Origin of the sequence: Leifsonia soli, from assembly GCF_013408745.1 — a bacterium.
Classification (GTDB): domain Bacteria; phylum Actinomycetota; class Actinomycetes; order Actinomycetales; family Microbacteriaceae; genus Leifsonia; species Leifsonia soli.
In genome coordinates, this window is the sequence record NZ_JACCBJ010000001.1 from 747452 (window position 1) to 770462 (window position 23011).

24 protein-coding genes are annotated in these 23011 nt (G+C 71.4%); 17 read left to right on the forward strand and 7 right to left on the reverse strand.

Features of this window, described 5'->3' with window-relative positions; genetic code table 11:
* Positions 1–12 precede the first annotated feature (12 nt).
* Positions 13–3555, forward strand: coding sequence for a chromosome segregation protein SMC (gene smc / locus BJ963_RS03645; protein WP_179454691.1), 3543 nt, complete (start codon positions 13–15; stop codon positions 3553–3555).
* A 16-nt stretch (positions 3556–3571) separates the two neighbouring features.
* On the opposite strand, the gene BJ963_RS03650 is transcribed toward smc, so the two are convergent.
* Entirely contained in the window at positions 3572–4390 is an 819-nt protein-coding gene (locus BJ963_RS03650; protein WP_246297982.1) for a CHAD domain-containing protein, read from the reverse strand.
* 35 nt (positions 4391–4425) lie between these two features.
* Here BJ963_RS03650 and ftsY point away from each other — a divergent pair, with 35 nt between their 5' ends.
* The 3 genes from ftsY to ffh are packed head-to-tail and all read left to right on the forward strand — an operon-like array spanning position 4426 to position 7449.
* Positions 4426–5301, forward strand: coding sequence for a signal recognition particle-docking protein FtsY (gene ftsY / locus BJ963_RS03655; RefSeq protein WP_089911749.1), 876 nt, complete (start codon positions 4426–4428; stop codon positions 5299–5301).
* Positions 5302–5312: 11 nt separating this feature from the next.
* Positions 5313–5816: a DUF2004 domain-containing protein gene (locus tag BJ963_RS03660; RefSeq protein ID WP_089911747.1), complete on the forward strand. Its 504-nt coding sequence runs from the start codon at positions 5313–5315 to the stop codon at positions 5814–5816.
* A gap of 49 nt (positions 5817–5865) precedes the next feature.
* Positions 5866–7449, forward strand: a complete 1584-nt coding sequence (ffh, locus tag BJ963_RS03665) for a signal recognition particle protein (protein ID WP_179454693.1) — start codon at positions 5866–5868, stop codon at positions 7447–7449.
* A 54-nt stretch (positions 7450–7503) separates the two neighbouring features.
* Here the strand turns inward: ffh and BJ963_RS03670 are convergent, their stop codons facing one another.
* The 3 genes from BJ963_RS03670 to BJ963_RS03680 form a co-directional block, all read right to left on the reverse strand.
* Entirely contained in the window at positions 7504–8250 is a 747-nt protein-coding gene (locus BJ963_RS03670; protein ID WP_179454695.1) for a GDSL-type esterase/lipase family protein, read from the reverse strand.
* Between the two features lie 79 nt (positions 8251–8329).
* Positions 8330–9001 (reverse strand): SGNH/GDSL hydrolase family protein, encoded by a 672-nt coding sequence (locus BJ963_RS03675; protein WP_179454697.1) that lies wholly within the window; start codon positions 8999–9001, stop codon positions 8330–8332.
* Positions 9002–9072: 71 nt separating this feature from the next.
* Entirely contained in the window at positions 9073–10209 is a 1137-nt protein-coding gene (locus BJ963_RS03680) for a glutamate--cysteine ligase (protein ID WP_089911736.1), read from the reverse strand.
* A gap of 180 nt (positions 10210–10389) precedes the next feature.
* Here BJ963_RS03680 and rpsP point away from each other — a divergent pair, with 180 nt between their 5' ends.
* The 3 genes from rpsP to rimM are packed head-to-tail and all read left to right on the forward strand — an operon-like array spanning position 10390 to position 11756.
* The gene (rpsP, locus tag BJ963_RS03685; protein ID WP_089911733.1) at positions 10390–10872 is read left to right on the forward strand and encodes a 30S ribosomal protein S16; all 483 of its coding nucleotides are present in this window, start codon (positions 10390–10392) and stop codon (positions 10870–10872) included.
* A 4-nt stretch (positions 10873–10876) separates the two neighbouring features.
* Positions 10877–11107, forward strand: a complete 231-nt coding sequence (locus BJ963_RS03690) for an RNA-binding protein (protein ID WP_018190686.1) — start codon at positions 10877–10879, stop codon at positions 11105–11107.
* Between the two features lies 1 nt (position 11108).
* Positions 11109–11756 carry a ribosome maturation factor RimM gene (gene rimM / locus BJ963_RS03695; protein ID WP_179454699.1) on the forward strand — a complete coding sequence of 216 codons (648 nt, stop codon included), beginning with the start codon at positions 11109–11111 and terminating at the stop codon, positions 11754–11756.
* Between the two features lie 68 nt (positions 11757–11824).
* Here rimM and BJ963_RS03700 read toward each other — a convergent pair whose 3' ends face one another.
* Positions 11825–12493, reverse strand: a complete 669-nt coding sequence (locus BJ963_RS03700; RefSeq protein ID WP_179454701.1) for a GntR family transcriptional regulator — start codon at positions 12491–12493, stop codon at positions 11825–11827.
* Between the two features lie 46 nt (positions 12494–12539).
* On the opposite strand from BJ963_RS03700, the gene BJ963_RS03705 reads away from it, so the two are divergent.
* Together BJ963_RS03705 and trmD are read left to right on the forward strand one after the other, a co-directional pair.
* On the forward strand, positions 12540–13751 hold the full coding sequence (locus BJ963_RS03705; RefSeq protein WP_179454703.1) for an MFS transporter: 1212 nt from the start codon (positions 12540–12542) through the stop codon (positions 13749–13751).
* Between the two features lie 23 nt (positions 13752–13774).
* The gene (gene trmD, locus BJ963_RS03710) at positions 13775–14458 is read left to right on the forward strand and encodes a tRNA (guanosine(37)-N1)-methyltransferase TrmD (RefSeq protein WP_179454705.1); all 684 of its coding nucleotides are present in this window, start codon (positions 13775–13777) and stop codon (positions 14456–14458) included.
* Positions 14459–14560: 102 nt separating this feature from the next.
* On the opposite strand, the gene map is transcribed toward trmD, so the two are convergent.
* Positions 14561–15325, reverse strand: coding sequence for a type I methionyl aminopeptidase (gene map / locus BJ963_RS03715; protein ID WP_089911717.1), 765 nt, complete (start codon positions 15323–15325; stop codon positions 14561–14563).
* A gap of 96 nt (positions 15326–15421) precedes the next feature.
* On the opposite strand from map, the gene BJ963_RS03720 reads away from it, so the two are divergent.
* The 8 genes from BJ963_RS03720 to BJ963_RS03755 all read left to right on the forward strand — a co-directional run bounded on the left by BJ963_RS03720 (position 15422) and on the right by BJ963_RS03755 (position 22451).
* Positions 15422–15919 (forward strand): hypothetical protein, encoded by a 498-nt coding sequence (locus tag BJ963_RS03720; protein ID WP_089916785.1) that lies wholly within the window; start codon positions 15422–15424, stop codon positions 15917–15919.
* A gap of 226 nt (positions 15920–16145) precedes the next feature.
* Complete coding sequence (gene rplS, locus BJ963_RS03725) at positions 16146–16493, forward strand: 50S ribosomal protein L19 (protein WP_089911714.1); 348 nt, start codon at positions 16146–16148, stop codon at positions 16491–16493.
* 102 nt (positions 16494–16595) lie between these two features.
* A complete protein-coding gene (locus BJ963_RS03730) occupies positions 16596–17318 on the forward strand; it encodes a ribonuclease HII (protein ID WP_179454707.1) in 723 nt (240 codons plus the stop codon).
* 76 nt (positions 17319–17394) lie between these two features.
* On the forward strand, positions 17395–17718 hold the full coding sequence (locus BJ963_RS03735) for a DUF2469 family protein (protein WP_089911711.1): 324 nt from the start codon (positions 17395–17397) through the stop codon (positions 17716–17718).
* Positions 17719–17854: 136 nt separating this feature from the next.
* On the forward strand, positions 17855–18211 hold the full coding sequence (locus BJ963_RS03740) for a YraN family protein (RefSeq protein WP_179454709.1): 357 nt from the start codon (positions 17855–17857) through the stop codon (positions 18209–18211).
* On the forward strand, positions 18211–19752 hold the full coding sequence (locus BJ963_RS03745) for a YifB family Mg chelatase-like AAA ATPase (protein ID WP_179454711.1): 1542 nt from the start codon (positions 18211–18213) through the stop codon (positions 19750–19752). The genes BJ963_RS03740 and BJ963_RS03745 overlap by 1 nt, the downstream gene beginning before the upstream one ends.
* Positions 19753–19997: 245 nt before the next feature.
* The gene (gene dprA, locus BJ963_RS03750) at positions 19998–21317 is read left to right on the forward strand and encodes a DNA-processing protein DprA (RefSeq protein ID WP_246297983.1); all 1320 of its coding nucleotides are present in this window, start codon (positions 19998–20000) and stop codon (positions 21315–21317) included.
* 111 nt (positions 21318–21428) lie between these two features.
* Complete coding sequence (locus BJ963_RS03755; protein WP_179454713.1) at positions 21429–22451, forward strand: tyrosine-type recombinase/integrase; 1023 nt, start codon at positions 21429–21431, stop codon at positions 22449–22451.
* An 89-nt stretch (positions 22452–22540) separates the two neighbouring features.
* Here BJ963_RS03755 and BJ963_RS19510 read toward each other — a convergent pair whose 3' ends face one another.
* Positions 22541–22972 carry a murein hydrolase activator EnvC family protein gene (locus BJ963_RS19510; RefSeq protein WP_343037222.1) on the reverse strand — a complete coding sequence of 144 codons (432 nt, stop codon included), beginning with the start codon at positions 22970–22972 and terminating at the stop codon, positions 22541–22543.
* Between the last annotated feature and the right edge of the window lie 39 nt (positions 22973–23011).

The following is a 23011-nucleotide window of genomic DNA, read 5'->3' on the forward strand; positions in this document are numbered from 1 at the left end:
AAATTCGCCTGCGTGTACTTGAAGAGTCTGACGCTCAAGGGCTTCAAGTCGTTCGCGCAGCCGACGACGTTCGCCTTCGAGCCGGGCGTCACCTGCGTCGTCGGCCCCAACGGCTCCGGTAAGTCGAACGTGGTCGACGCGCTCGCCTGGGTGATGGGCGAGCAGGGCGCCAAGACGCTCCGCGGCGGCAAGATGGAGGACGTCATCTTCGCCGGGACGGCCACGCGCGGTCCGCTCGGCCGGGCCGAGGTGCAGCTGACCATCGACAACGCCGACGGAGCGCTGCCGATCGAGTACTCCGAGGTGACCATCTCGCGCACTCTGTTCCGCAACGGCGGCAGCGAGTACGCGATCAACGGGCAGTCCTGCCGGCTGCTGGATGTGCAGGAGCTGCTGAGCGACTCCGGTCTCGGCCGCGAGATGCACGTCATCGTCGGCCAGGGTCAGCTCGACGCCGTGCTGCACGCCAGCCCGGAGGACCGGCGGGGTTTCATCGAGGAGGCGGCCGGCATCCTGAAGCACCGCCGCCGCAAGGAGAAGACCCTCCGCAAGCTGGAGGCCATGCAGACCAACCTGACCCGGCTCAGCGACCTGGCGGGGGAGGTGCGCCGTCAGCTCAAGCCCCTCGGGCACCAGGCGGAGATCGCGCGCGAGGCGCAGTCGATTGCCGCCGTCGTGCGGGATGCGCGAGCGCGGCTGCTCGCCGACGAGGTCGTCACCCTGCGCCGCACGCTCGACGATCACGGCCGCACGGAGTCCGAGCGGCACAGCGAGCAGATCGTGCTGCAGGAGCAGCTGGAGCAGAAGCAGCTGCGCCGCACCCGGCTGGAGCAGGCGCTCGTGGGCGACGCGGTGGACACGGCGCGCAGCACCGCGTTCGCGCTGGAGTCGGTGCAGGAGCGGCTGCGCGGTCTGTTCACCCTCGCCAACCAGCGGGTGGCGTTGCTGGGCAGCCAGGGCGACGCGCCCGATGCGAGCCCGAGCGTGACCCCGCAGAACGTGCAGGACGCCCGTGACGAGGTCGATCGCCTCCGCGGCGTCGTCGTCGAGGCGGAGGCCGCGTGGACGGCGGCGCAGGCGGCGACGCGGAGCGCCCGGTCCCGCCTGGATGCGGTGGACGAGGAGATCGCGGCGCAGAGCGCGCTGGTCTCCCGTCACGACCTGGAGATCTCGAAGCTGAACGGCCAGGCCGACGCGGCCGCGCAGCGGCTGGCGGCCGTCCGCGGCGAGGTGCTGCGGCAGCAGAACGCGCTGGACGCCGCGACCGAGCGCCGCGAACGCGCCCGCGCCGAGTTCGCCGCCCGCGAGGCGGAGGCCGCGACCGCGGATGTCGGCGAGGGCGACCTCGACGAGGCGTACGAGCTGGCGCAGGCGACCGTCTTCGAGGCGGAGGGCGAGATCGAGCGGCTCCGGGAGGAGCTGCACACGCTGGAGCGCGAACGCGACGCCCTCGCGGCGCGGGTCAGCGCCCTCTCGCTCGCGCTGGACCAGAAGGACGGATCCTCGGCCCTCGTCGCCGCGCGCCTCCCGGGGGTGCGCGGGCTCGTGGCCGAGCACATCCGCGTCCATCCCGGGTACGAAGCGGCCATCGCCGCCGCCCTCGGCACGCTCGCCGACGCCGTGCTCGCCGACGACCGGGATGCGGCCGTCGCCGCGGTGACGCACGCGGCGGCCGACGACCTCGGGAGGGTCGAGGTCGTCATCGCCGACGCACCGGCCGCCACCGTCGATCTCGGCGGCATCGCCGGCGTCGTTCCGGCGACGAGTGTGGTGGATGCGCCGGACGGCGTCCGCGGCATCCTCGCCTTCACCGCCATCGCCGACGACCTGGATTCCGCCCGCCGAGCGTTCGCAGCCTTCGGCGGCCGGTCCGCCGGCGGGCCGATCACGATCATCACGACCTCCGGCGACGTGCTCACCGAGCATGTGCTGCGCGGCGGGTCCGGCGCGAAGCAGAGCCGCATCGAGCTCATCGCCGACCGCGACGCCGCGCAGGAGCGTCTCACCGAGGTCACCTCGCTGATCGACCGCGCGAAGTTCGCCCTCGCCGAGCAGCGCGGCGTTCTGCAGGTCGCCAAGGAGCAGTCGCAGGCCGCGCTCGCCACCTTGCGGGAGTTCGACGCCAAGCTGGCGGCGCAGACCGAGCAGGTGAATCGGCTCAAGGTGCAGCTGGAGGCCTCGCAGGCCGAGTTCGACCGGCTCAGCCGGGCGCTCGAGCAGGCGGGCGAGCGCGTCTCCGAGGCCGAGCAGGCAGCGGAGAAGGCGAAGTCGGAGCTGGAGGCGGCGCGCTCGCGTCCGCGTCCCATCCTCGACGTCAGCGCGCGCGACGCCCTGTCGACCGAGCTGGACGCCGCCCGCGAGGCCGAGGTCGAGGCACGCCTGGCGGTCGAGACGGCGAAGGAGCGTGTCCGCGCGGAGGAGGCCCGCGGGGTGGCGCTCGCCCGGCGGCTGGAAGCCGAGCGCGCCGCCGCCGAGGAGGCGGCCCGGCGCGCCGTCATCCGCCGTCGCCAGCTGGATGCGGCCGAGAGCGTCATCGCGGCCCTCCCGGCCGTCCTCGCGTCCATCGACCGCTCCGTCGCCCAGGCGCGGCTGGAGCTCGCGACGGCGGAGGCCGAGCGCGCCAGCCGCAACGACGAGCTGTCGACCCTGCGGCGCGATGAGGACGCGGTGCGCCAGAGGCTGCAGGCGATCACCGAGTCGGTGCACGGCCTGGAGCTGCAGATCTATGAGAAGAAGCTGCACCTCTCGAGCCTGCTGGAGCGGGCGGGCAGCGAGCTGGGGCTGGTCGAGGATGTGCTGGTGGCCGAGTACGGGCCGGAGGTGCCCGTTCCCGTGGACCTGGCGCGCGACGAGGTGCGCGAGCCGGACGCCGAGGTCGAGACCGTCCCCTTCTCACGCGAGCAGCAGCAGAAGCGCCTGGCCGCGGCGGAGCGCAAGCTGTCGCAGCTCGGCCGGGTGAATCCGCTCGCCCTCGAGGAGTTCGCCGCGCTGGAGCAGCGCCACAAGTTCCTCACAGAGCAGCTCACCGACCTCACGAACACCCGCAAGGACCTGCTGACCATCATCGAGGACATCGACGAGCGGATGCAGACCATCTTCGAGTCGGCGTTCGCCGACACCGAGGAGGCATTCAAGCGGGTCTTCCCGATCCTGTTCCCGGGCGGGCAGGGCAGCATCAGCCTGACCAACCCCGACGACCTGCTGACGACCGGCATCGAGGTGTCGGTGAAGCCGGCGGGCAAGAAGATCGAGCGGCTCTCGCTGCTCTCCGGCGGCGAGCGGTCCCTGGCGGCCGTTGCGCTCCTGATCGCGATCTTCAAGGCGCGGCCCAGCCCGTTCTACATCATGGACGAGGTGGAGGCGGCGCTCGACGACGCCAACCTGGGCCGCCTGCTCACGATCTTCGAGGACCTCCGCGAGAGCAGCCAGCTGATCGTCATCACCCACCAGAAGCGCACGATGGAGATCGCGGACGCCCTGTACGGCGTCTCGATGCGCCAGGACGGCGTCTCCGCGGTCGTCGGCCAGCGCGTCGCGCAGGAGAAGGCGAGCTAGGGCCCGTCGGGAGCCGTCACTCCCCGGCCACGGCTTCGATCGCGGCGACCTTCTCGTCCAGCCCGGCGAGGAGCCCCTCGGCCCGCTGGTCGCACTCGGCGGCCAGCACGGCGATCCCGGCGGCCGCCGACGCGCTGAGACGCCTGGCGTCGGCCCGGACGCGCAGATGGCGGGCCAGGAGGACGAGGTCGCGATGATCGCCGAGCGCATCCTGCACCGTCTTCGCCGCCGCGGCGATCCGCACGGCCTCCCGGCCCAGGTCGTCGACGACGGCCTCCGCCGCGTACCGCAGCCGGCGCGCCGCCTTCCGGGTCTCGTGCCGCTGCTCGAGGCTCTCGCCGGAGCTTCTCCGCACCCGGCGGGCGGCTTTCGCCAGTCCCTTCCTGGCGACCCGTCGCGGGTGCCTCCGCCCGGGCTTCGCCAGCGGGGGAGCGGCGGCGAACCGCTGCAGATCCGCGAGCAGCGTGCGGTGCGCCCGGCTGCGCAGGTGCCGCAGCAGCTCCGCGTGCGCACGCTCGTGCTCGGCGCGGGCCTCCGCGGCGATGGCCTCGACCGCATCCACCAGCTCCGGCGCCGACTCCGCGCCGAGCAGACCCTCGAGGTCGCGAGCGCGCACCTCGGCGTCGCGCACCCGGCCGAGCCGCTCGCCGAGCCCGGTCAACCGCCCGCGCATCGCGCGCTGCGCCTCCCGGTCGAACGCCGGCCGGTACACGCTCAGGATGCTGCGCAGCCGCCGGACGCCCGTGCGCGCCTGGTGCACGGCATCCTCCCCGCCGGTCTCGATCGCGACCAGCTGCTCCGCCAGCTCCGCCGAGACCCCCACGAGCGCGTACATGAGCACACCGTACAACCGCGGCTAGTCTGAGTGTCATGGCTGACCGCACCCCCTGGTCTCTGTCGAACGCCCTGCGCGGGCTGTTCGCCAAGAAGACCATCGACGACGACACCTGGGACGACCTCGAGACGGCGCTCATCACGGCCGACTTCGGTCCGGACGTGACCGAGGCCGTGGTCGACGACCTGCGCGCGAAGGTGGAGCGGTACCACACCACCGACCCGGCGGATCTGCAGCGGATGCTGCGCGAGACGCTCGAGGAGCGGCTGTCGAAGCTCGACACCACGCTGAAGCTGAGCGAGCGGCCGGCGATCGTCCTGGTCGTCGGGGTCAACGGCGTCGGCAAGACGACCACGATCGGCAAGTTCGCGAAGTTCCTGCGGACCTACGACCGCTCGGTCGTCGTCGGCGCGGCCGACACCTTCCGTGCCGCCGCCGTCGAGCAGCTGGCGACCTGGGCCGAGCGCGCGGGAGCCGAGATCGTCCGGCCGCAGCAGCAGGGACAGGACCCGGCATCCGTGGCCTTCCAGACCGTCGAGAAGGCCAAGCGCGACGGCACCGAGATCGTCATCATCGACACGGCGGGCCGCCTGCAGACCAAGGGCGGCCTGATGGACGAGCTCTCCAAGATCAAGCGCGTCGTCGAGAAGCAGGCCCCGATCGCCGAAGTGCTGCTCGTCCTCGACGCGACGACGGGTCAGAACGGACTGGCGCAGGCGGAGGCCTTCCTCGAGCACGCGGGCGTGACCGGGCTGGTGCTGACGAAGCTGGACGGCTCCGCGAAGGGCGGGTTCGTGCTCGCGGTGCAGGAGCGCACCGGCATCCCGATCAAGCTCGTCGGCCAGGGCGAGGGCATCAACGACCTCACCGGCTTCACGCCGCACGTCTTCGCACAGCAGCTGGTCGGATAGGGAGGCGCGGCATGGCGATCGAGCACGACTTCTTCGGCCTCATCGACGAGACGGCGAGCGGCGGACTCGCATGGGACGACACCGTCGAGCTGGGCGACCAGACCGTCGAGGTCGAGCTCCTGGCCGACGACGAGAGCAGCGTCCCGGAGTTCGCCCTGGACTCGGCGGCAGCACTCATCCAGGCGCTGGAAGGCTTCGACGCCCGCGCCCGCGACGCGCTCATCGCCGAACTGAGCTCCCGGCAGTCCGCCACCTCCAGCTACATCGACGACCACGTCGAGAAGCTGGGCGACAGCCTCGTCGATCTGCTGGTCTACAACTCGGGCGACATCGCGATCGATGTGCTGCGGTCCCTCCAGCTGATGAGCGTCGTCATCCAGGCCGACCACTCCGACGAGGACGAGGTGTTCGCGACGTTCGACTACTCGATCGCCCCGGACGAGACGGATGCGCTGCTCACGGTCGCCTTCGACATCCGCGGCGATGTCGTCTCGGTCGAGACGTCGGGCGACTGACGGGCGCTCACGACGCTCAGCCATCGTCGCCCGGTAGAATGACGGGATCATGGCTACTTTCGGCACGCTCTCCGACCGTCTTGCGGACACCTTCAAGAATCTGCGCACCAAGGGCAAGCTGTCGCCGGCGGACGTCGACGGCACCGTGCGCGAGATCCGCCGCGCCCTGCTCGACGCCGACGTGGCGCTCCCGGTGGTCAAGGACTTCACCGCCAGGGTGCGCGAGCGCGCGCTGAGCGACGAGGTCAACAAGGCTCTCAACCCGGCTCAGCAGGTCGTGCAGATCGTCAACGAGGAGCTCGTCGGCATCCTGGGCGGCCAGCAGCGCCGGCTGCAGTTCGCGAAGCGGCCCCCGACGGTCATCATGCTCGCCGGCCTCCAGGGCGCCGGAAAGACGACGCTCGCCGGCAAGCTCGGCAAGTGGCTGGTGAAGGACGGGCACACCCCGCTGCTGGTCGCCGCCGACCTTCAGCGCCCCAACGCCGTGACCCAGCTGCAGATCGTCGGAGAGCAGGCCGGCGTCCCGGTCTTCGCGCCGGAGCCGGGCAACGGCGTCGGCAACCCGGTGAAGGTGGCGAAGGACGCCCTGAAGTTCGCCGAGACCAAGCAGTACGACACGGTCGTCATCGACACGGCCGGCCGTCTCGGCGTCGACGCCGAGCTGATGAAGCAGGCGGCCGACATCCGCAAGGCGACCGACCCCGACGAGGTGCTGTTCGTCATCGACGCCATGATCGGTCAGGACGCGGTGGCGACCGCCAAGGCGTTCCAGGACGGCGTCGACTTCACCGGCGTGGTGCTCTCGAAGCTCGACGGCGACGCCCGTGGCGGTGCGGCGCTGTCGGTGGCCTCCGTCACCGGCCGTCCGATCATCTTCGCCTCCACCGGTGAGAACCTCGACGACTTCGAGCCGTTCCACCCGGACCGCATGGCGTCGCGCATCCTCGATCTCGGTGACATCCTCACGCTGATCGAGCAGGCCCAGCAGGCCTTCGACGAGGATGAGGCGCGCAAGGTCGCCGAGAAGTTCGCGACCGACTCCTTCACCCTCGACGACTTCCTCAAGCAGATGCAGCAGCTGCGCAACATGGGGTCGATCAAGAAGATGATGGGCATGCTGCCCGGCGCCGGCCAGATGAAGCAGCAGCTCGACCAGTTCGACGAGCGCGAGATCGTGCGGACGGAGGCCATCATCCAGTCGATGACGAAGGCCGAGCGCACCAACCCGAAGCTGCTCAACGGCTCCCGCCGGCTCCGCATCGCGAAGGGCTCCGGCTCGACGGTCACCGAGGTGAACCAGCTCGTCAACCGCTTCGAGCAGGCCGCGAAGATGATGAAGACGGTCGCGAAGGGCGGTGTGCCGAACGTCCCGGGCATGGGGCCCATCCCCGGAGCCTCGTACGCCGGCCGCAAGCAGCAGAAGAACAAGAAGAAGGGCTCGCGCTCCGGAAACCCGGCCAAGCGGGCGGCGGAGAACGCCGCCCTGGCGGCCGGCGTCACGACCGGCGGCGCGTCGCCGAGCGGCAGCGGGTTCGGCCTCGGCGGCGGTGCTGCTGCTGCGCCGCAGGGAGCGCCGGCGGGCGGGCCGTCCGAAGAGGAGCTGGCCGCGCTGCAGAAGTTCCTCGGCCGCTGATCCGCGGCGGACCGGAGGAGTTCCGCCCGGTCGCGTGCCCCGGCCGGCCGGCGGTTACAGCGCCAGGTTGAGCGGTTGGAGCTTCGACTCGATGGTCCGGGCGACGACCTTCTGACCGGCCGCGTTCGGGTGGATGCCGTCCGCCTGCAGCAGCTCCGGGTGCCCGACGAGCGGGAAGCCGATGTCGAGCCAGGTGCCGTCGACCCCGCGCACAGCGTCCCCGACGATCTCGTCGACGCGGGTCATGGTCGCGGGGGGCTGGTCCGAGCCCCAGACCCCGGTGATGCCGACGATCGTGGCCTCCGGGAAGCGCTCGCGGAGTTCGCGCAGCATCCGGTCGGCGTTCGCGGTCACGGCGGCCGGGTCCTGCTCGCGGTCGTTGCGCGTCGCGGCGAGCAGGATCACCTGCGGATGGAGGCGGAGCGCCGCATCGACCTGCTGACGGTAGGTCGTGCCGTTCCACCCCGGCTTGACGAAGCCGGAGCCCGACACCGCGAGGTCGGTGAGCTGCCAGCCATGTGCCTCCGAGACGAGGGCGGGCCACGCCTGATCGGCCGTGACGCCCTTTCCGAACGCGATCGAGTCGCCGATCGCGACCGCGTCGACGACGCCGGAGGCGTCGCGCGCCGCACTGCCCGCTGCGGGTGCGGCGACTGCGGTCGCCTGGGCAGCGGCGGGCCGGGCAGACGGTGCGGAGGTGCAACCGGCGAGGGCCATCAGTGCCACCGTGAGTGCCGCGGGCGCGAGCAGGGGGAGCCGGGTCCTGAGCGGGCGCGAGCGGCGTCGGGTGAGGGTGCGCACGGGTGCGAGGGTAAACGGTCTCAGCTGCGAGTACGCTGTGTGCCGCTTTTGGGCGTGTCGGAACGGTGGTAGCCGGAGTTCAGACTTTCAGCTTGTCCGCGACCACCGCCGCGATCGCCTGCTGACCCGGCAGGGTGGGGTGCTCGTCGTCGTCCTGCACGAGCCCCGCCTTGCCCCGATAGGGCTGCCCCAGATCGAGCCAGGTGCCGCCCGCGGCGATGACCGCCTGTCGCAGTGCGTCGTCTCCGCCGGCGAGCTCGTCGTCCCCGGCCTGGCCGCTGAGTGCGTTGAACCCCGCGATGCGGGCATCGGGCAGCGCCGATGCGAGACGGTCGACCGTCGAATGGATGGCGGCGCTCAGCTCGGCGGGGTCGGTGCCGAGATCGTTGTCCGATGCGCCGATCAGCACGAGGTCCGGGCGTGCGGCGATCGCGGCATCCACCTGGGCGGAGAAGTCGTGACCGTCGGACCCCTGTGCGACGAAGCCGGCGCCGGGAACGCTGAGGTTGTCGAGCCGCCAGCCGTGGTCGGCGGCCACGAGGGCCGGCCACGCCTCGGACGGATCGAGCCCGAGTCCGGACTCGATGGAGTCCCCGATCACGGCGACGTGCTCTTCGTGTGCGGCGGACGACTTCGCGACGCCGGCGATGGACGCGGCGGTCGCCGACGAGCACCCCGAGAGGGCGGTCAGAGCCAGGAGCGCGGCCGTCATCGCTGTGGCCGCTGCGGCAAGGGGGCGTCGAGCGAGCATGGCAACACCGTACGCCCGGACCCTATGGATCGGCTTTGGCCGGCCGGTGGATCGGCTCGCCGCCGAGGGGCTCAGCGGGCCAGGCCCGAGCGCAGCTCGTGCGTCAGCGAGCTGACCACCGCCTGGAGGCTGCCGCCGTTCTGCTCCGCCACCGCGAGCTGCCGCTGGTAGCTGGCGCCGGTGTCCAGGATGGTGAGGACCGTCGACAGCTCGTCGACGCATCCCAGCCGCTCGGCCTCCGGCTGCAGGTCGTCCACCAGCTCGCGCAGGGAGTCGGAGACCAGACGCTCGCTGCCGTCCGGGGCCTGGATGATCTCGGCGTCGAGGCCGTACCGGGCCGCGCGCCACTTGTTCTCGCGCACGAACCAGGGCTGAAGGGTGACCGGTTCGACTCCCGCGTCCAGCTGCCCCGACATCCGGTCGGTCAGGCAGTGGATCAGCGCGGAGACGGCGCCGACTTCGTCGGCCGTGGAGAGCCCGTCGCACGCGCGCATCTCGACCGTTCCCCACTTCGGCGACGGGCGGATGTCCCAGCGCACCTCGGAGTGGTCCTCGACGACGCCCGTGGCGACCAGGTCGTCGACGTACGCCTCGTAGTTGGCCCATGTGCCGAACTGCCACGGCAGACCGGCCGTCGGCAGCTGCTGGAACATGAGCGCGCGGTTGGAGGCGTAGCCGGTGCGCGCTCCGGCCCAGAACGGGCTGGACGCGCTGAGCGCCTGGAGATGCGGGTAGTAGGTCAGGAGGCCGTTGACGATCGGCAGCGCCTTGTCGACCGAGTCGATACCGACGTGCACGTGCACGCCCCAGATCATCATCTGCCGCCCCCACCACTGGGTGCGGTCGAGCAGACGGTCGTACCGCTCGTTCGGCGTCACCTTCTGGTCGAACCACTGCGCGAACGGATGCGTCCCCGCGCACATCAGCTCGACGCCCAGGGGATCCGTCACCTCGCGCACCAGGCCGATGAGCTCCTGGAGATCGGTGATCGCCGCAGGCACCGTGCGGTGGACGCGGCTGACCAGCTCCACCGTGTTCATCAGCAGCTCGTGGGTGATCTGGGGGTGCTCGCGCCCGTCGGGCGTTCCCAGCTCGCGCAGCACCTCGTCGGCGATCTGGACGAGGTCGCCCGTCGCGCCGTCGACGAGGGCGATCTCCCACTCGATGCCCACGGTGGAGCGCTCGGACTCCGAGAAATCGATCTGCATGCGGTCGTTCCATCCGTCCGATTGTTCAAAGCAGCGCAGTATCTGACAGAATAGCTAGTTGAGTTCGACGTACCCGACCCTCTATCCGGTGCGGCGGACGAACAAAGACCTCCTGCCGCGTGTGCCCCCACGCCCACGGCAGTCAGTTCGATACAACTCATCCATTCACACAGGAGAATCGTGGCTGTCAAAATCCGTCTGAAGCGCCTGGGCAAGATCCGCGCTCCCTACTACCGCATCGTCGTCGCCGACTCGCGCACCAAGCGCGATGGTCGCGTGATCGAGGAGATCGGTCTGTACCACCCGACCGAGGAGCCTTCGCGCATCGAGGTCGACTCCGAGCGCGCGCAGTACTGGCTCGGCGTCGGCGCCCAGCCGACCGAGCAGGTCACCGCGCTGCTCAAGCTCACCGGCGACTGGGGTCGCTTCAAGGGCGACAAGAACGCCGTGAGCACCGTCAAGGTCGCCGAGGGCAAGGCCGAGTTCGTCGCCGACGAGAAGAAGAAGCCGGTCCTCAAGCCCAAGTCCGAGAAGCCCGCCGACGTCACCGCCGAGGCGGAGGCCGTCGTCGAGGCCGAGGTCGAGCGCGAAGAGGCCGCCGAGGCCAACGTCGTCGCCGAGGCCGAGGCCATCGCGGACGACGCATCCGACGAGAAGGCCTGACGTCTTGCTCGCACCCGCGCTCACGCATCTGGTCAAGGGGATCGTCGATCACCCTGACGACGTCCACGTCGTGGCCAAGAGCTCTCCGCGTGGCGAGGTCCTCGAGGTTCGTGTGAACCCCGAGGACCTCGGCCGGGTGATCGGCCGGTCCGGCCGCACGGCGAAGGCTCTCCGCACCCTGGTCGCTGCGCTGGCCGACGGCCGGCGCGTCCGTGTCGACGTCGTCGACGACTGAGGTGGCGGACCACAAACTGCCTCGCAAGGAGGTCGCCCCCCGGCCCGGTCAGACCGAGCTGCGCGTCGGGCGCCTCACGAAGGCGCACGGCCTCAAGGGCGCGCTCAAACTGGAGCTCTTCACGGACGAACCGGAGAAGCGGTTCGTGCCGGGCGCCGTGTTCACCCTGCAGGTGCCCACCGCATCCAAGTGGCACGGCAAGACGCTCGAGCTCCGCGAGTTGCGCTGGTACAACGGCCACCCGGTCGGATTCTTCGCCGGTGTCGACGACCGCACCGAAGCCGAGACGCTGGCCAAGGCGATCCTCTGGGTCAGCCAGGACGCCGCGCAGCTCCCCGACGAGGACGACGCCTGGTATGACCACCAGCTGGTCGGCCTCGACGCGGTGCGCGACGGGGTGACCGTCGGGCGCGTCGCCCGCGTCGATCACCTCCCGGCGCAGGATCTGCTCGCCATCGCGACGGCCGGCGGCGAAGTGCTCGTCCCGTTCGTGAAGGCGATCGTGCCGGAGGTCGACATCGCCGCAGGGACGGTGACGCTCACGCCGCCCGCCGGGCTCTTCGAGGAGCTGCCGGACGACGATCCGGAGCCGGAAGGCGAGCCCGCCGCCGCGGAGGACGAGCCGGAACAGGCGCCGTCCGAGGACTGAACGACATCGAAAGAGGCCGACCCGCGCGGGTCGCCCTCTTTCGTCTGCGCCGGGACCGTGCCCGTGGCTCAGGAGACGATCGCGAGTCCGCGTCCGCGCAGCGAGCGCGCGTCGGCGCCCAGTGCGGCCACCAGCCGGTCGTGGGTGCCGACGACATGCTCGTGGATGCGCGCAGCGGCCTCGTCCGCCCGGCGCGCCGCGACGAGGGCGAGGATCTCGCGGTGCTCGTCGGCGGCATGCTCGTCGCGGGCGACCAGCCAGCGCGCGCGGGCCAGCCGGGTCATCGCGTCGGCGACGGCGTCCGCGAAGAAGGCGTTGCCCGAGAGGGCCGCGAGCCGTACGTGGAAGTCCGTCCCCGCGCGGACGGCGCCGTCGGGGGAACGGTCGCCGCCCGAGCGGTCCAGGTGCTCGGCCAGTGCCGCGAACTCGGCGTCGGAGGCGCGCGCGCAGCTGAGCCGCACCGCCGCGGACTCGACCGCGTCCCGGAACTCGCTCAGGCGCGCGATCTCGGCCAGATCGATCGGCGTGACCTGCCAGCCGCGTCCGTCCCTGCCGACGAGTCCTTCGGACTCCAGCCGCATGAGGGCGGAGCGCAGGGGAGTGCGGGAGGCTCCGAGCTCGGCCTCCAGGCCGCGCTCGGTGAGCCGGGAGCCTGGCACTCGGTCGAGGTCGAGGATCTGGGAGCGGAGGCGGTCGTAGACGCGGGACGTCTCGGCGACGGGCAGATGCTCGGACATGACGCTCCTTTGGGATACCAGCGTGGTATACCGCTAGGGTATACCCATGTTCAGCGGAACCGTGCGCCGTCCCCGCCCGTGGCTCATGCTGGCCTTCGGCGTCACCGCCCAGGCGAGCTCGACCGTCTTCGTCTCGACGCCGGCGTTCCTCATCCCGCTGCTGCACACCGAGCGCGGCCTGAGCCTCGCCCAGGCCGGTCTGCTGGCGTCCGCGCCGACCCTCGGCCTCGTTCTGACCCTGATCGCGTGGGGTGCTCTCAGCGACCGGATCGGCGAGCGGTGGGTCATCGCGTCGGGTCTGGCCATCACCGCTCTCGCGGCCGTCGCCGCCATGTTCGTCGACTCCTACCTGGCGCTCGGTGCCCTGTTCCTGGTGGGAGGGATGGCGTCGGCCAGCCCGAACGCGGCGAGCGGGCGCGTGGTGATCGGCTGGTTTCCGAAGGAACGCCGCGGTCTCGCCATGGGCATCCGCCAGATGTGCCAGCCGCTCGGGGTCGCGATCGCCGCGGTCAGCGTCCCTCTGCTCGCCGCGTCCGGCGGAATCGCTGCGGCGCTCGTCGTGCCTGCCGCGCTCTGCGGGGTGTCCGCTGTGCTGTGCGCGATCGGTATCGTCGACCCGCCCCGGCCGCCGCGGAAGGCGGCCGCGGGGGAGGACGCGCATCCCCAGGCCGTCTGGCGGCCGTACCGCGAGACGTCGTTGCTGTGGCGCATCCATGCCGTCTCCATGCTGCTCGTCGTTCCGCAGTTCACGGTCTCCACCTTCGGGCTGGTCTGGCTGGTGTCGCAGCTGCACTTCTCGTCGCTCGCCGCGGGCATCGTGATCGGTGTCAGCCAGTTCGCCGGGGCGATCGGCCGGATCGGCGTCGGAGTGCTCAGCGACCGAGTCGGCAGCCACCTCCGACCGCTCCGGTGGGTCAGCGTGTGCGCGGTCGGCGTGATGCTGCTGATGGCGACGGCCTCCGCCCTCGGCTCGGTGCCTGCGGCCGTCGTCCTCATCGTCGCGGCGATCGTCACGGTCGCCGACAACGGCCTGGCGTACACGTCGGTCGCCGAGATCGCCGGGCCGTTCTGGTCGGGGCGGGCGCTCGGAGCGCAGAACACCGGGCAGTTCCTCGCCGCATCGGTCGTCGGGCCGGCCGTCGGTGCGCTGATCGGGTGGGTCGGCTATCCGATCGCCTTCGCGGTCGTCGCGCTGTGCCCGGCGGTGGCGACACCGCTGGTGCCGCGCGACCGCGAGCTGGCGGTCGTCCCGGCCTAGCGGGGCCCTCCTAGACTCTCCGTATGCGCATCGACATCGTCACGATCTTCCCGACCTTCTTCGATGTGCTCGACATCTCGCTGCTCGGCAAGGCCCGGCAGTCGGGTCTCATCGAGCTCGGCGTCCACGATCTGCGCGACCACACGCACGACCGTCACCGGACGGTCGACGACACCCCGTACGGCGGGGGAGCCGGGATGGTCATGAAGCCGGAGCCGTGGGGCGAGGCGCTCGACGGCATCCTCGACGGCGCGGCCGATCCTGTCGTCATCTTCCCGTCGCCCGCCGGCGAGGTCTTCACGCAGTCGATCGCGCGCGAGCTGGCACAGGAGCAGCACCTGGTGTTCGGGTGCGGGCGTTATGAGGGGATCGATCAGCGCGTCTTCGACGACACCGCGGCGCGTGCGCGGGTGCGGCTGATGAGCATCGGCGACTACGTGCTCAACGGCGGAGAGGTCGCGACGATGGCGATGATCGAAGCGGTCGGCCGGCTCATCCCCGGCGTCGTCGGCAACCCCGAGAGCCTCGTCGAGGAGTCGCACGAGGACGGCCTGCTCGAGTACCCCAGCTACACCAAGCCCGCGGTGTGGCGCGGCCGGGAGGTGCCTCCCGTGCTGCTCTCCGGCAACCACGGCGCCGTCGACGCGTGGCGTCGCGAGCAGCAGCTGGCGCGCACGCGCGCCGTCCGCCCCGACCTCCTGCCCTGACCTGCCTCCACCCCCGTCCCCACCGTCGAGTACGCAGAAATTGCACGCTCTCGGGGTGGTCGGCGTGCAATTTATGCGGACTCGACGGTGGGTCGGCGTGAGTCAGGGGGCCGTGAGGACGAGGGGGCCGTCGTCGGTGATCGCGACGGTGTGCTCGGAGTGGGCGCCGCGCGATCCGTCCGCGCTGCGGAGCGTCCAGCCGTCGCGGTCGGTGTAGATCTCGTCGGTGGTCTCGAGGAACCACGGCTCGATCGCGACGACGAGTCCCGGGCGCAGCGGGTAGCCGCGGCCGGCGCGTCCGTCGTTCGAGATGTGCGGGTCGCCGTGCATCGTCCGGCCGACGCCGTGGCCGCCGAACTGCGTGTTGATCGAGTAGCCCTCCGCGTGCGCGACCGCGGCGATCGCCGCCGAGATGTCGCCGATGCGCCCCCCGGGCTGCGCCGCCTGGATGCCGGCCGTGAGCGCCCGTCTGGTCGTGTCGATGAGCCGGAGGTCCTCGTCGCGCGGCGTCCCGACCACCAGGCTCACGGCCGAGTCGGCCACCCAGCCGTCGACGCTCGCGGCGAAGTCGAGGGTCAGCAGATCGCCGTCCTGCAGCCGGTAGTCGTGCGGGAGGCCGTGCAGCACCGCGTCGTTGACGGACGTGCAGATCACCTTTCCGAACGGGCTCGCGCCGAAGGACGGGTGGTAGTCGATGTAGCAGGACTCGGCGCCGCGCCGGCGGATGAGGTCGTGCGCGAGCGCGTCCAGCTCCAGAAGGTTGACGCCGACGTGGGCCGCCGCGGCCGTCTGCGCGAGCACGTCGGCGACGAAGCGGCCGGCCGGTCGCATCTGCTCGATCTCGGCGGGGGTCCTCAGCTCGATCACGGGGGCTCCTCTCGGTGTCGGACCCCTCCAGTCTCGCAGGTGGGCGTCCGGGAAATGCGCAGCCGCAGCACAGCCGGCCCCGGCTACGCTGGGCGCGTGATCATCCGCAAGGCGTTCTACTGGTGGCTCTTCCCGTCCGCCGTGGTGCTCCCGGCGTGGCTGCTGGTCGGCTGGGCCGCCTTCAGCCAGGGGAGCGGATGGTCGTTCCTCGGCCTCCTGCTGCTGTGCCCCATCCTCTTCGTCGCCATGCTCGTCGTCGGCGGGATGGTGATGGCACGGCGCAGCGTGCGTGAGAGCCGGGCGGTCTCCTGGTACGACGTCGGCCTGTTCGGCGCCTGGCACCTGGCCATCATCGCGTTCGGGTTCTTCCCGGCCGGCGTGACCGGGTGGCTCGCCGTGCTCGGCATCCTGCTGTTCATCGCCATCTTCTGGGTCGTGCTGTGGGAGCTCCTCACCGAGACCCGGGCACGGGTCGCGATGACGTTCGAGGCCTATCAGCGGGCGGCGCAGCCCCGCCAGGTGCCGCAACCGCCGGGCGAGTCCGTCGACGGAGGCGAGTACATCGTGATCGAGGAGCGCCGCGAGCGTGAGTGAATTCCGGCTCGATCGTCGGGCCGTCTCCTCCATCGATTCGAGACGCTTTGGCAAACCCGTGCTGCGCATGGCAGAATTGACCCTTGTGCCGCGGCCAGGCCCTGCCATAGGGGAGCCAGCATTTCTCGCGGACACCCACTGACCGAACCAGACGGCCGGAACTCCTGATCGGAGCCGGCCCCGAGTCCGTCCCCGACCTGTGGCGGGTACAGAGAGCGAACACCCCATGCACATCCTCGACCAGCTCGACGCCGCGTCCCTCAAGCAGGACATCCCCGAGTTCCGCGCCGGCGACACCGTCAAGGTGCACGTGAACATCATCGAGGGCACCCGCTCTCGCGTCCAGGTCTTCCAGGGCGTCGTCATCGGCCGCTCCGGCGAGGGCGTCCGCGAGACCTTCACGGTCCGCAAGATCAGCTTCCAGGTGGGTGTCGAGCGCACCTTCCCCGTGCACTCCCCGGTCATCGACAAGATCGAGGTCGTCACCCGCGGTGACGTGCGTCGCGCGAAGCTCTACTACCTGCGCGAGCTCCGCGGCAAGAAGGCGAAGATCAAGGAGAAGCGCGAGAACTGATCTCCGCCTCCCAGCGCTTCCGAAGCCCCCGACCCCTCGTGGATCGGGGGCTTCGTCGTGTCCGGAGCGGCTGACCGCGTCGTGTTCGATCGTCCGCCGGCGATGAGTGACAATGGAACGAGCTTCCCGCAGATCGAGAGGGCGGAGGACGAGGAACGCATGATGACCCCGGTGTCGCCGTCACTGCGGTTCGAGAAGGCCCTCTACCGCGAGGGCGTCACGTCCATCGTCGCCGTCGACGAGGTCGGCCGTGGAGCGCTCGCGGGGCCGGTCGCGGTCGGGATGGTCGTCATCGACACGGCCGTCAAGCGGATCCCGCCGGGACTGCGCGACTCCAAGCTGCTGCCGGAGCCGGTGCGGGAGTCGCTCGAGCCGTTATGCCGTCGATGGGCCATGCATCACGCGGTCGGCCTTGCGACGGCCGCCGAGGTCGACGCGCTCGGGATCATGCGCTGCCTGGGTCTGGCCGGAGCCCGCGCCCTCGCCCAGCTGGAGGAGCAGGGCGCCGTCGTGCACGACAGCACTCTCATCCTCGACGGCAACTACGACTACCTGAACCCGGCATTGATGCGGCCGGCGAGGGTGGTCACCCGGATCAAGGCCGACCGGGATTGCGCCTCCGTCGCCGCCGCCTCGGTTATCGCCAAAGTGCACCGCGACCGGATGATGATCGTGCACGACTCGGAGTATCCGGGCTACGGCTGGGCCAGCAACAAGGGGTACTCGACCCCGGAGCACTTCGCCGCCATCGCGGAGCTCGGTCCGAGCGCACTGCACCGGATGACGTGGCTCAAACAGCCGGCTCTGATCGACATCCCGGAGTGACCTGGTCCGTCGGTTCGTCCACAGCGTGACCGCGACCGACGCGCGAGTCGCCTCAGCGGCATAGACTTGACGGACGATGGATGATGACGAGTTCGACGACTACGACCGCGAGGTCGAGTTGGCTTTGTATCGCGAGTACCGGGACGTCGTCTCGCAGTTCAAGTATGTGATCGAGACGGAACGCCGTTTCTATCTGGCGAACGAGGTGGAGTTCGTGCGCCGCGATACGGAGCACGACTTCTACTTCGAGCTGACCATGAACGACGTCTGGGTGTGGGACGTGTACCGGGCCGACCGCTTCGTGAAGTCGGTGCGGGTCCTGACCTTCAAGGACGTCAACATCGAGGAGCTGTCCTCGAAGGAGTTCGAGCTGCCCAAGGAGCTCGCGCTCGACGAGTGATCGTGGCGGGGTCGTGAGCGCCTGATCGCTCGCCCCCGACCTGTTCACAGGCGCCGCCCACCGCCGTCTTTCCACAGATCCGCCCTCTCCGCTCCACCGACCGGCCCCACCGCCGAGGCTGGAGGCGGAGGTTGACATGGCTGAGAAAGACGAATTGGGGCGTCGCGGCGAGCAGGTCGCGGCCGAGTGGCTGCGCGGGAACGGGTACACCCTCATCGACCGCAACTGGCGGTGCCCATCGGGAGAGCTCGACCTGGTGCTCCGGCACGGCACCACCCTGGTGTTCGCCGAGGTGAAGACGCGGTCGTCGCTGACGTTCGGGCACCCGTTCGAGGCGATCACGTCGCGCAAAGCCGCACGGCTGCGGCGGCTCGCGGCCGCCTGGTGCCGCGAACGGGAGCCCGGGGCCGTGGCCGTCCGCATCGATGCGATCGCTGTGACCGATGCGTGGAGCGATCGGCCGGTTGTCGAGCATCTCACCGGGATCGCCTGATGGCTCTCGCACGCACGTTCGCGATCGCGCTCGACGGACTGCGCGGGCACGTCGTCGAAGTGGAGGCCGACATCTCGGCGGGTCTGCCCGCCTTCGTGCTCATCGGCCTGCCGGACACGGCGTTGGGGGAGTCGCGCAAGCGGGTCGGCGCCGCCGCCGTGAACGCTGGCTGCTCGCTGTCGCAAAAGAAGCTGACGGTCAACCTGTCGCCGGCCGCACTGCCGAAGCAGGGTTCCGGTTTCGATCTCGCGATCGCGGTCGCAGCGCTGTCGGCGGCGGGGGTCGTGCCTCCGGCGCCGGCGGCGCGCGCGGTGCATCTGGGCGAGCTCGGCCTCGACGGACGACTGCGTCCGGTGGCGGGGGTGCTCCCCGCCGTGCTGGCCGCGCGGGAAGCCGGGTTCGACCGAGTGCTCGTGCCGGCGGGCAACCTCGATGAGGCGTGCCTGGTGGACGGGATCGAGGTCGTGGGTGTGACGGGGTTGCGTGCAGCGGCCATCGTGCACGGCGCCGAGCTCGATCCGGTGGAGGAGGATCCGGTCCTCCCTGCTGTGGCGGAGCAGCGCGCCGCACGGGAGCCGGACATGGCGGACGTGTCCGGCAATGGCGAGGCCGTCGAGGCTCTGGTCGCCGCGGCGGCCGGCGGCCACCATCTGGCGATGGTCGGACCACCGGGGGCGGGCAAGACGATGCTCGCCCGCCGCCTGCCGTCGCTGCTGCCCGACCTGGCCGGGGCCGAGGCCCTGGAGGCGACGTGCATCCGTTCGCTCACCGGGCTGGGTGTCGGTGCCGAGCTGGTCCGGCGGCCGCCGTTCGAAGCCCCGCACCATACGGCGTCGGCGGTCTCGCTGGTCGGCGGCGGAAGCGGACGGATCACACCCGGAGCGATCGTCCGCGCCACGCACGGCGTGCTCTTCCTCGACGAGGCTGCGGAGTTCCCGCCGTCCGTGCTCGATGCGCTCCGTCAACCTCTCGAGAACGGGAGCATCACCATCCATCGCGCGAGCGGGGCCGCCTCGTTCCCTGCTCGGTTCCAGCTGGTGCTCGCGTCGAACCCCTGTCCGTGTGGTCACTACGGTTCGGCGGACGCGGAGTGCACCTGCTCGCCGATGGCCAGACGGCGCTACCTGGCGCGGATGTCCGGGCCGTTGATGGACCGCGTCGACATCCGTCTGACCGTGAGGCGCCTGGGGCTGGCCGCCCTGCACGCTGCGTCGGACCTGCACGCGCCGGGCTCGACCAGCAGTGAGTTGCGGGCACGTGTCGAGTCGGCGCGCGCCCGTGCGGCCGAGCGCCTCCGGGGAACGGGGTGGGTGCGCAACGCCGACGCCGCCGGGAGCTGGCTGCGGTCCGGGGAGCGTCGGCTCGGCGCCACAGCGATCGCACCCCTCGACCGTGCGCTGGAGCGCGGCGGCATCACCATGCGCGGCTACGATCGCACGCTGCGCCTCGCGTGGACCCTTGCCGATCTCGACGGCGCCTCGTCACCGGACGTCGATCATGTCGGTCGCGCGCTCTTCCTGCGACGGGGAATCAGCGCATGAGCGGGGCGTGCGACGGGTGTGCGGTCGCGGGGCTCGCCCGTGCCGACGCGCAGCGAGACGAGCCGGACGCGGAGGGTGTGGTCGCGGAGGGTCCGGACGCGGTGAGTCCGGACCCCGAGAACGGTCCGGCGCGTTGCGAGGAGACGGCAGCCGCGACGGGGCGCGAGTCCGATGGCGGCGATCCGTCCCGGACTGTGCCGCCGTCGCCCAGTGAGGGACGCCGTGCCCGGACGGTGCTCCCGGGGTTGTCCGATACCGAGGTCGTGCGACTCGTCACGGCGGTGTCGGGCGGCGCGCCCGGCGGCGGGGCGTGCTCATCCGACGCGGCGGTCGAGCGCTTCGCGCGAGCGGCGTTGACGACCGCGGTCGAACCCGGAGATCTGGAGGCCGGACGCCTGGTCGCCGCGCTGGGCCCGGAGGGGGTCCTCCGGGCCGTCGTCGAGGGCCACGACGCCGAGCGGGTGCTGCGTGCCGCCCGCCACGCGGAAGTCGTGCCGCTCCGGGGCGCGCCGCGAGCAGCGTTCGAGGACGCATCGCCCGAACGTGCGGCGGAGGACGCGCGAGCCGTGCGCCGGATCGCGGAGTGCCTCGAACGGTGGAGGCCCCGATTATCGCTCGACGAGTCGTGCCGCGCCGTGGAACGGGCGTCGCGTCTCGGCGTGCAGCTCCTGACGCCCGACTCGGACGCCTGGCCCGAGGGCTTCGCGTCGCTCGAGGGCGGCGAGCCGCTCGCCCTGTGGATCCGAGGCGACCCGAACCGGCTTGCGCGGCTGGAGCATTCTGTCGCGCTGGTCGGTGCGCGCGCCTCGACCGACTACGGCGAACACGTCGCGATGGAGGCGGCAGCCGGACTCGTCGGGCGCGGGTTCGCCGTCGTCTCGGGAGGCGCATACGGGATCGATGCTGCAGCCCATCGAGCGACGCTGGCGAGTGGTGGGCTCACCGTCGCCTTCCTCGCCGGAGGGGTCGACCGCCTGTACCCCGCTGGTAACAGCGACCTGTTGCGCCGCATCGCGGGGGAGGGCGTGCTGGCGGCGGAGCTCCCTCCCGGCAATGCGCCGACGCGATGGCGCTTCCTGATGCGCAACCGGCTCATCGCCGCGGCAGCCAGCGCGACCGTCGTCGTCGAAGCGGGTCGCCGGTCGGGCTCACTCAACACGGCAGGCCACGCCGCCCAGCTGGGGCGACCGCTCGGCGCCGTGCCCGGCAGCATCCTGTCGCCGGCATCGGCGGGATGTCACCGTCTCATCCGCGAGTACGCGGCGATCTGCGTCACGTCGGCCGAGGAGATGGCGGAGCTCGCCGACCCGTTGGGGACAGGGCCGACGGGATCTCCCGCCGCGGCGGCGGTCCGTCCCGTGGAGGGGGAGCCGCGTGGCGGGGATGCGGAGGGGGTCGTCCTGTCGGTTTTGTCGTCGGCACGCAGGGCCGACGCGGACGAGATCGCGGCTCGGGCGGCTCTGCCGTTCACGACGGTCGCCGCGATTCTCGGTCGCCTCGATCTCGCAGGCCGTGCCCGCGAGAGCGGGGGAGGCTGGACCTTGAGCGAACGGAGGCACGCATGACGGTGCCCGGCCGGCCGCCGACCGGTGATGCCGAGCGTTCGGCCGACCGCTCGTCGTATAGAGCGCGCGTCGCTGCTGCTGAGGGCCGTGTTCCAGGGTCAAGCTGAGGGGGTGGGTCTGGATGCGGCGATCGAGCAATACGAGCGGCACCTGCGGGTGGAGCGCGGGTACTCGCCGCAGACGATCCGCGCCTACCGATCGGACCTCGGGGCGCTCGCCGCCTTCGCGGCGGAGCGGGGCGTGGCGTCCACGGATGCGCTCACCCTCGACCTCTTCCGGGACTGGCTGTGGGAGGGGTCGAAGCGAGGCCTCGCCAAGTCGACGCTCGCCAGGCGCGCGGCCTCGGTCCGCGGATTCAGTGCATGGGTCACACGCCAGGCCGAAGGGGAGGACAGGCTCGGCTCTCCCGCGAGTGCGGTGGGGTCGCTCACGGCGGGCGGCATGAGCGAGGAAGACGCGGACTCCGGGACACCGAGCGCGGAAGCGGCGGAGGTGGCGAAGGTGGTCGCCGATCCGGCGGTGCGCCTGCGCTCGCCGAAGGCCGACAAGACGCTTCCCCGGGTGATCACGCGCGAGCAGATCGACGGGATCCTCGTGGGACTCGCCGCCCGGGCGGAGGACGGCGACCCGGGGTCGCTCCGCGACGTCGCCGTGATCGAGCTGCTCTACGCGGCGGGGATCCGGGTGTCCGAGCTCACCGGCCTGGACGTCGACGACGTCGACCTCGATCGGCTCACCGTCCGCGTGATCGGCAAGGGGTCGAAAGAGCGCGTCGTGCCCTTCGGAGTGCCGGCGCTGCGGGCGATCCGTGCGTGGCTGACGGCCGGGCGGCCGCGGCTGGCCTCGGGCGCGTCCGGGCCGGCACTCTTCCTCGGCGCCCGCGGTGCGCGGCTGGGAAGCCGAGCCGTCTACCAGCTGGTGGCCGGTCTCCTCGCCGACGTGCCGGGGCGGGGGCCGTCCGGACCGCACGCCCTCCGGCACACCGCCGCCACGCACCTGCTGGACGGCGGAGCGGACCTTCGCGCGGTCCAGGAGCTGCTGGGCCACGCGAGCCTCGGGACCACCCAGATCTACACGCACGTCTCCACCGAACGGCTCAAAGAGGCGTACCGCATCGCCCACCCGCGCGCTTAGGCCGCGCTCCGATCGCCGTCCCGATCCCGCGCCGCGCCGCCGCAGTCGGGGCAGACAGACCCTCGGCGTCGCTCGCATCCCGCCTCCGCTCACCCGCTCCCGAGCGGCAGGAGGACAGCCGGCGGCACGCGAGCGAAGAACAGCATCGGCGACACGTACTCGCCGTGCATGCGCACACCGACGTGCAGACATCCGCCGCCGCAGTGACCTCCCGACCCGACCAGGCCGATGACCTCGCCACGCGCGACGGCGGAGCCCACCGGAAGATCGGACGACAGCGGCTCGAAGCTCGACAGCACCCCGCCGCCGTGATCCAGAGTCAGAACAGGACGGTCGACGACGGTCCCGGCGAAGCGCACCACGGCGCCATCCGGTGCGGCGACGGGCGTGCCCGCCGCCGCTGTCAGGTCGATGCCGCGGTGACCGGCGGCATACCTCGTCGGTGGAGCGGCGTACGGAGCGGCGACCGTGGGAGAGACGACCGGCCAGCTCCAGCGGCCCTCCGGCTCGGAAGGATCCACTCTCGACGTCGAGACACGATCGCGCCCGTCCTCGCTCGC

Coding starts and splice junctions, on each gene's coding strand:
- BJ963_RS03650 (WP_246297982.1), bottom strand. CDS start 4,390: ATGTACGCGCTCGTGGGGGTCTCGGCGGAGCTGGCGGAGCAGCTGGTC.
- ftsY (WP_089911749.1), top strand. CDS start 4,426: ATGGCTGACCGCACCCCCTGGTCTCTGTCGAACGCCCTGCGCGGGCTG.
- BJ963_RS03660 (WP_089911747.1), top strand. CDS start 5,313: ATGGCGATCGAGCACGACTTCTTCGGCCTCATCGACGAGACGGCGAGC.
- ffh (WP_179454693.1), top strand. CDS start 5,866: ATGGCTACTTTCGGCACGCTCTCCGACCGTCTTGCGGACACCTTCAAG.
- BJ963_RS03675 (WP_179454697.1), bottom strand. CDS start 9,001: ATGCTCGCTCGACGCCCCCTTGCCGCAGCGGCCACAGCGATGACGGCC.
- BJ963_RS03680 (WP_089911736.1), bottom strand. CDS start 10,209: ATGCAGATCGATTTCTCGGAGTCCGAGCGCTCCACCGTGGGCATCGAG.
- BJ963_RS03700 (WP_179454701.1), bottom strand. CDS start 12,493: ATGTCCGAGCATCTGCCCGTCGCCGAGACGTCCCGCGTCTACGACCGC.
- BJ963_RS03705 (WP_179454703.1), top strand. CDS start 12,540: ATGTTCAGCGGAACCGTGCGCCGTCCCCGCCCGTGGCTCATGCTGGCC.
- trmD (WP_179454705.1), top strand. CDS start 13,775: ATGCGCATCGACATCGTCACGATCTTCCCGACCTTCTTCGATGTGCTC.
- rplS (WP_089911714.1), top strand. CDS start 16,146: ATGCACATCCTCGACCAGCTCGACGCCGCGTCCCTCAAGCAGGACATC.
- BJ963_RS03730 (WP_179454707.1), top strand. CDS start 16,596: ATGAGTGACAATGGAACGAGCTTCCCGCAGATCGAGAGGGCGGAGGAC.
- BJ963_RS03735 (WP_089911711.1), top strand. CDS start 17,395: ATGGATGATGACGAGTTCGACGACTACGACCGCGAGGTCGAGTTGGCT.
- BJ963_RS03740 (WP_179454709.1), top strand. CDS start 17,855: ATGGCTGAGAAAGACGAATTGGGGCGTCGCGGCGAGCAGGTCGCGGCC.
- BJ963_RS03745 (WP_179454711.1), top strand. CDS start 18,211: ATGGCTCTCGCACGCACGTTCGCGATCGCGCTCGACGGACTGCGCGGG.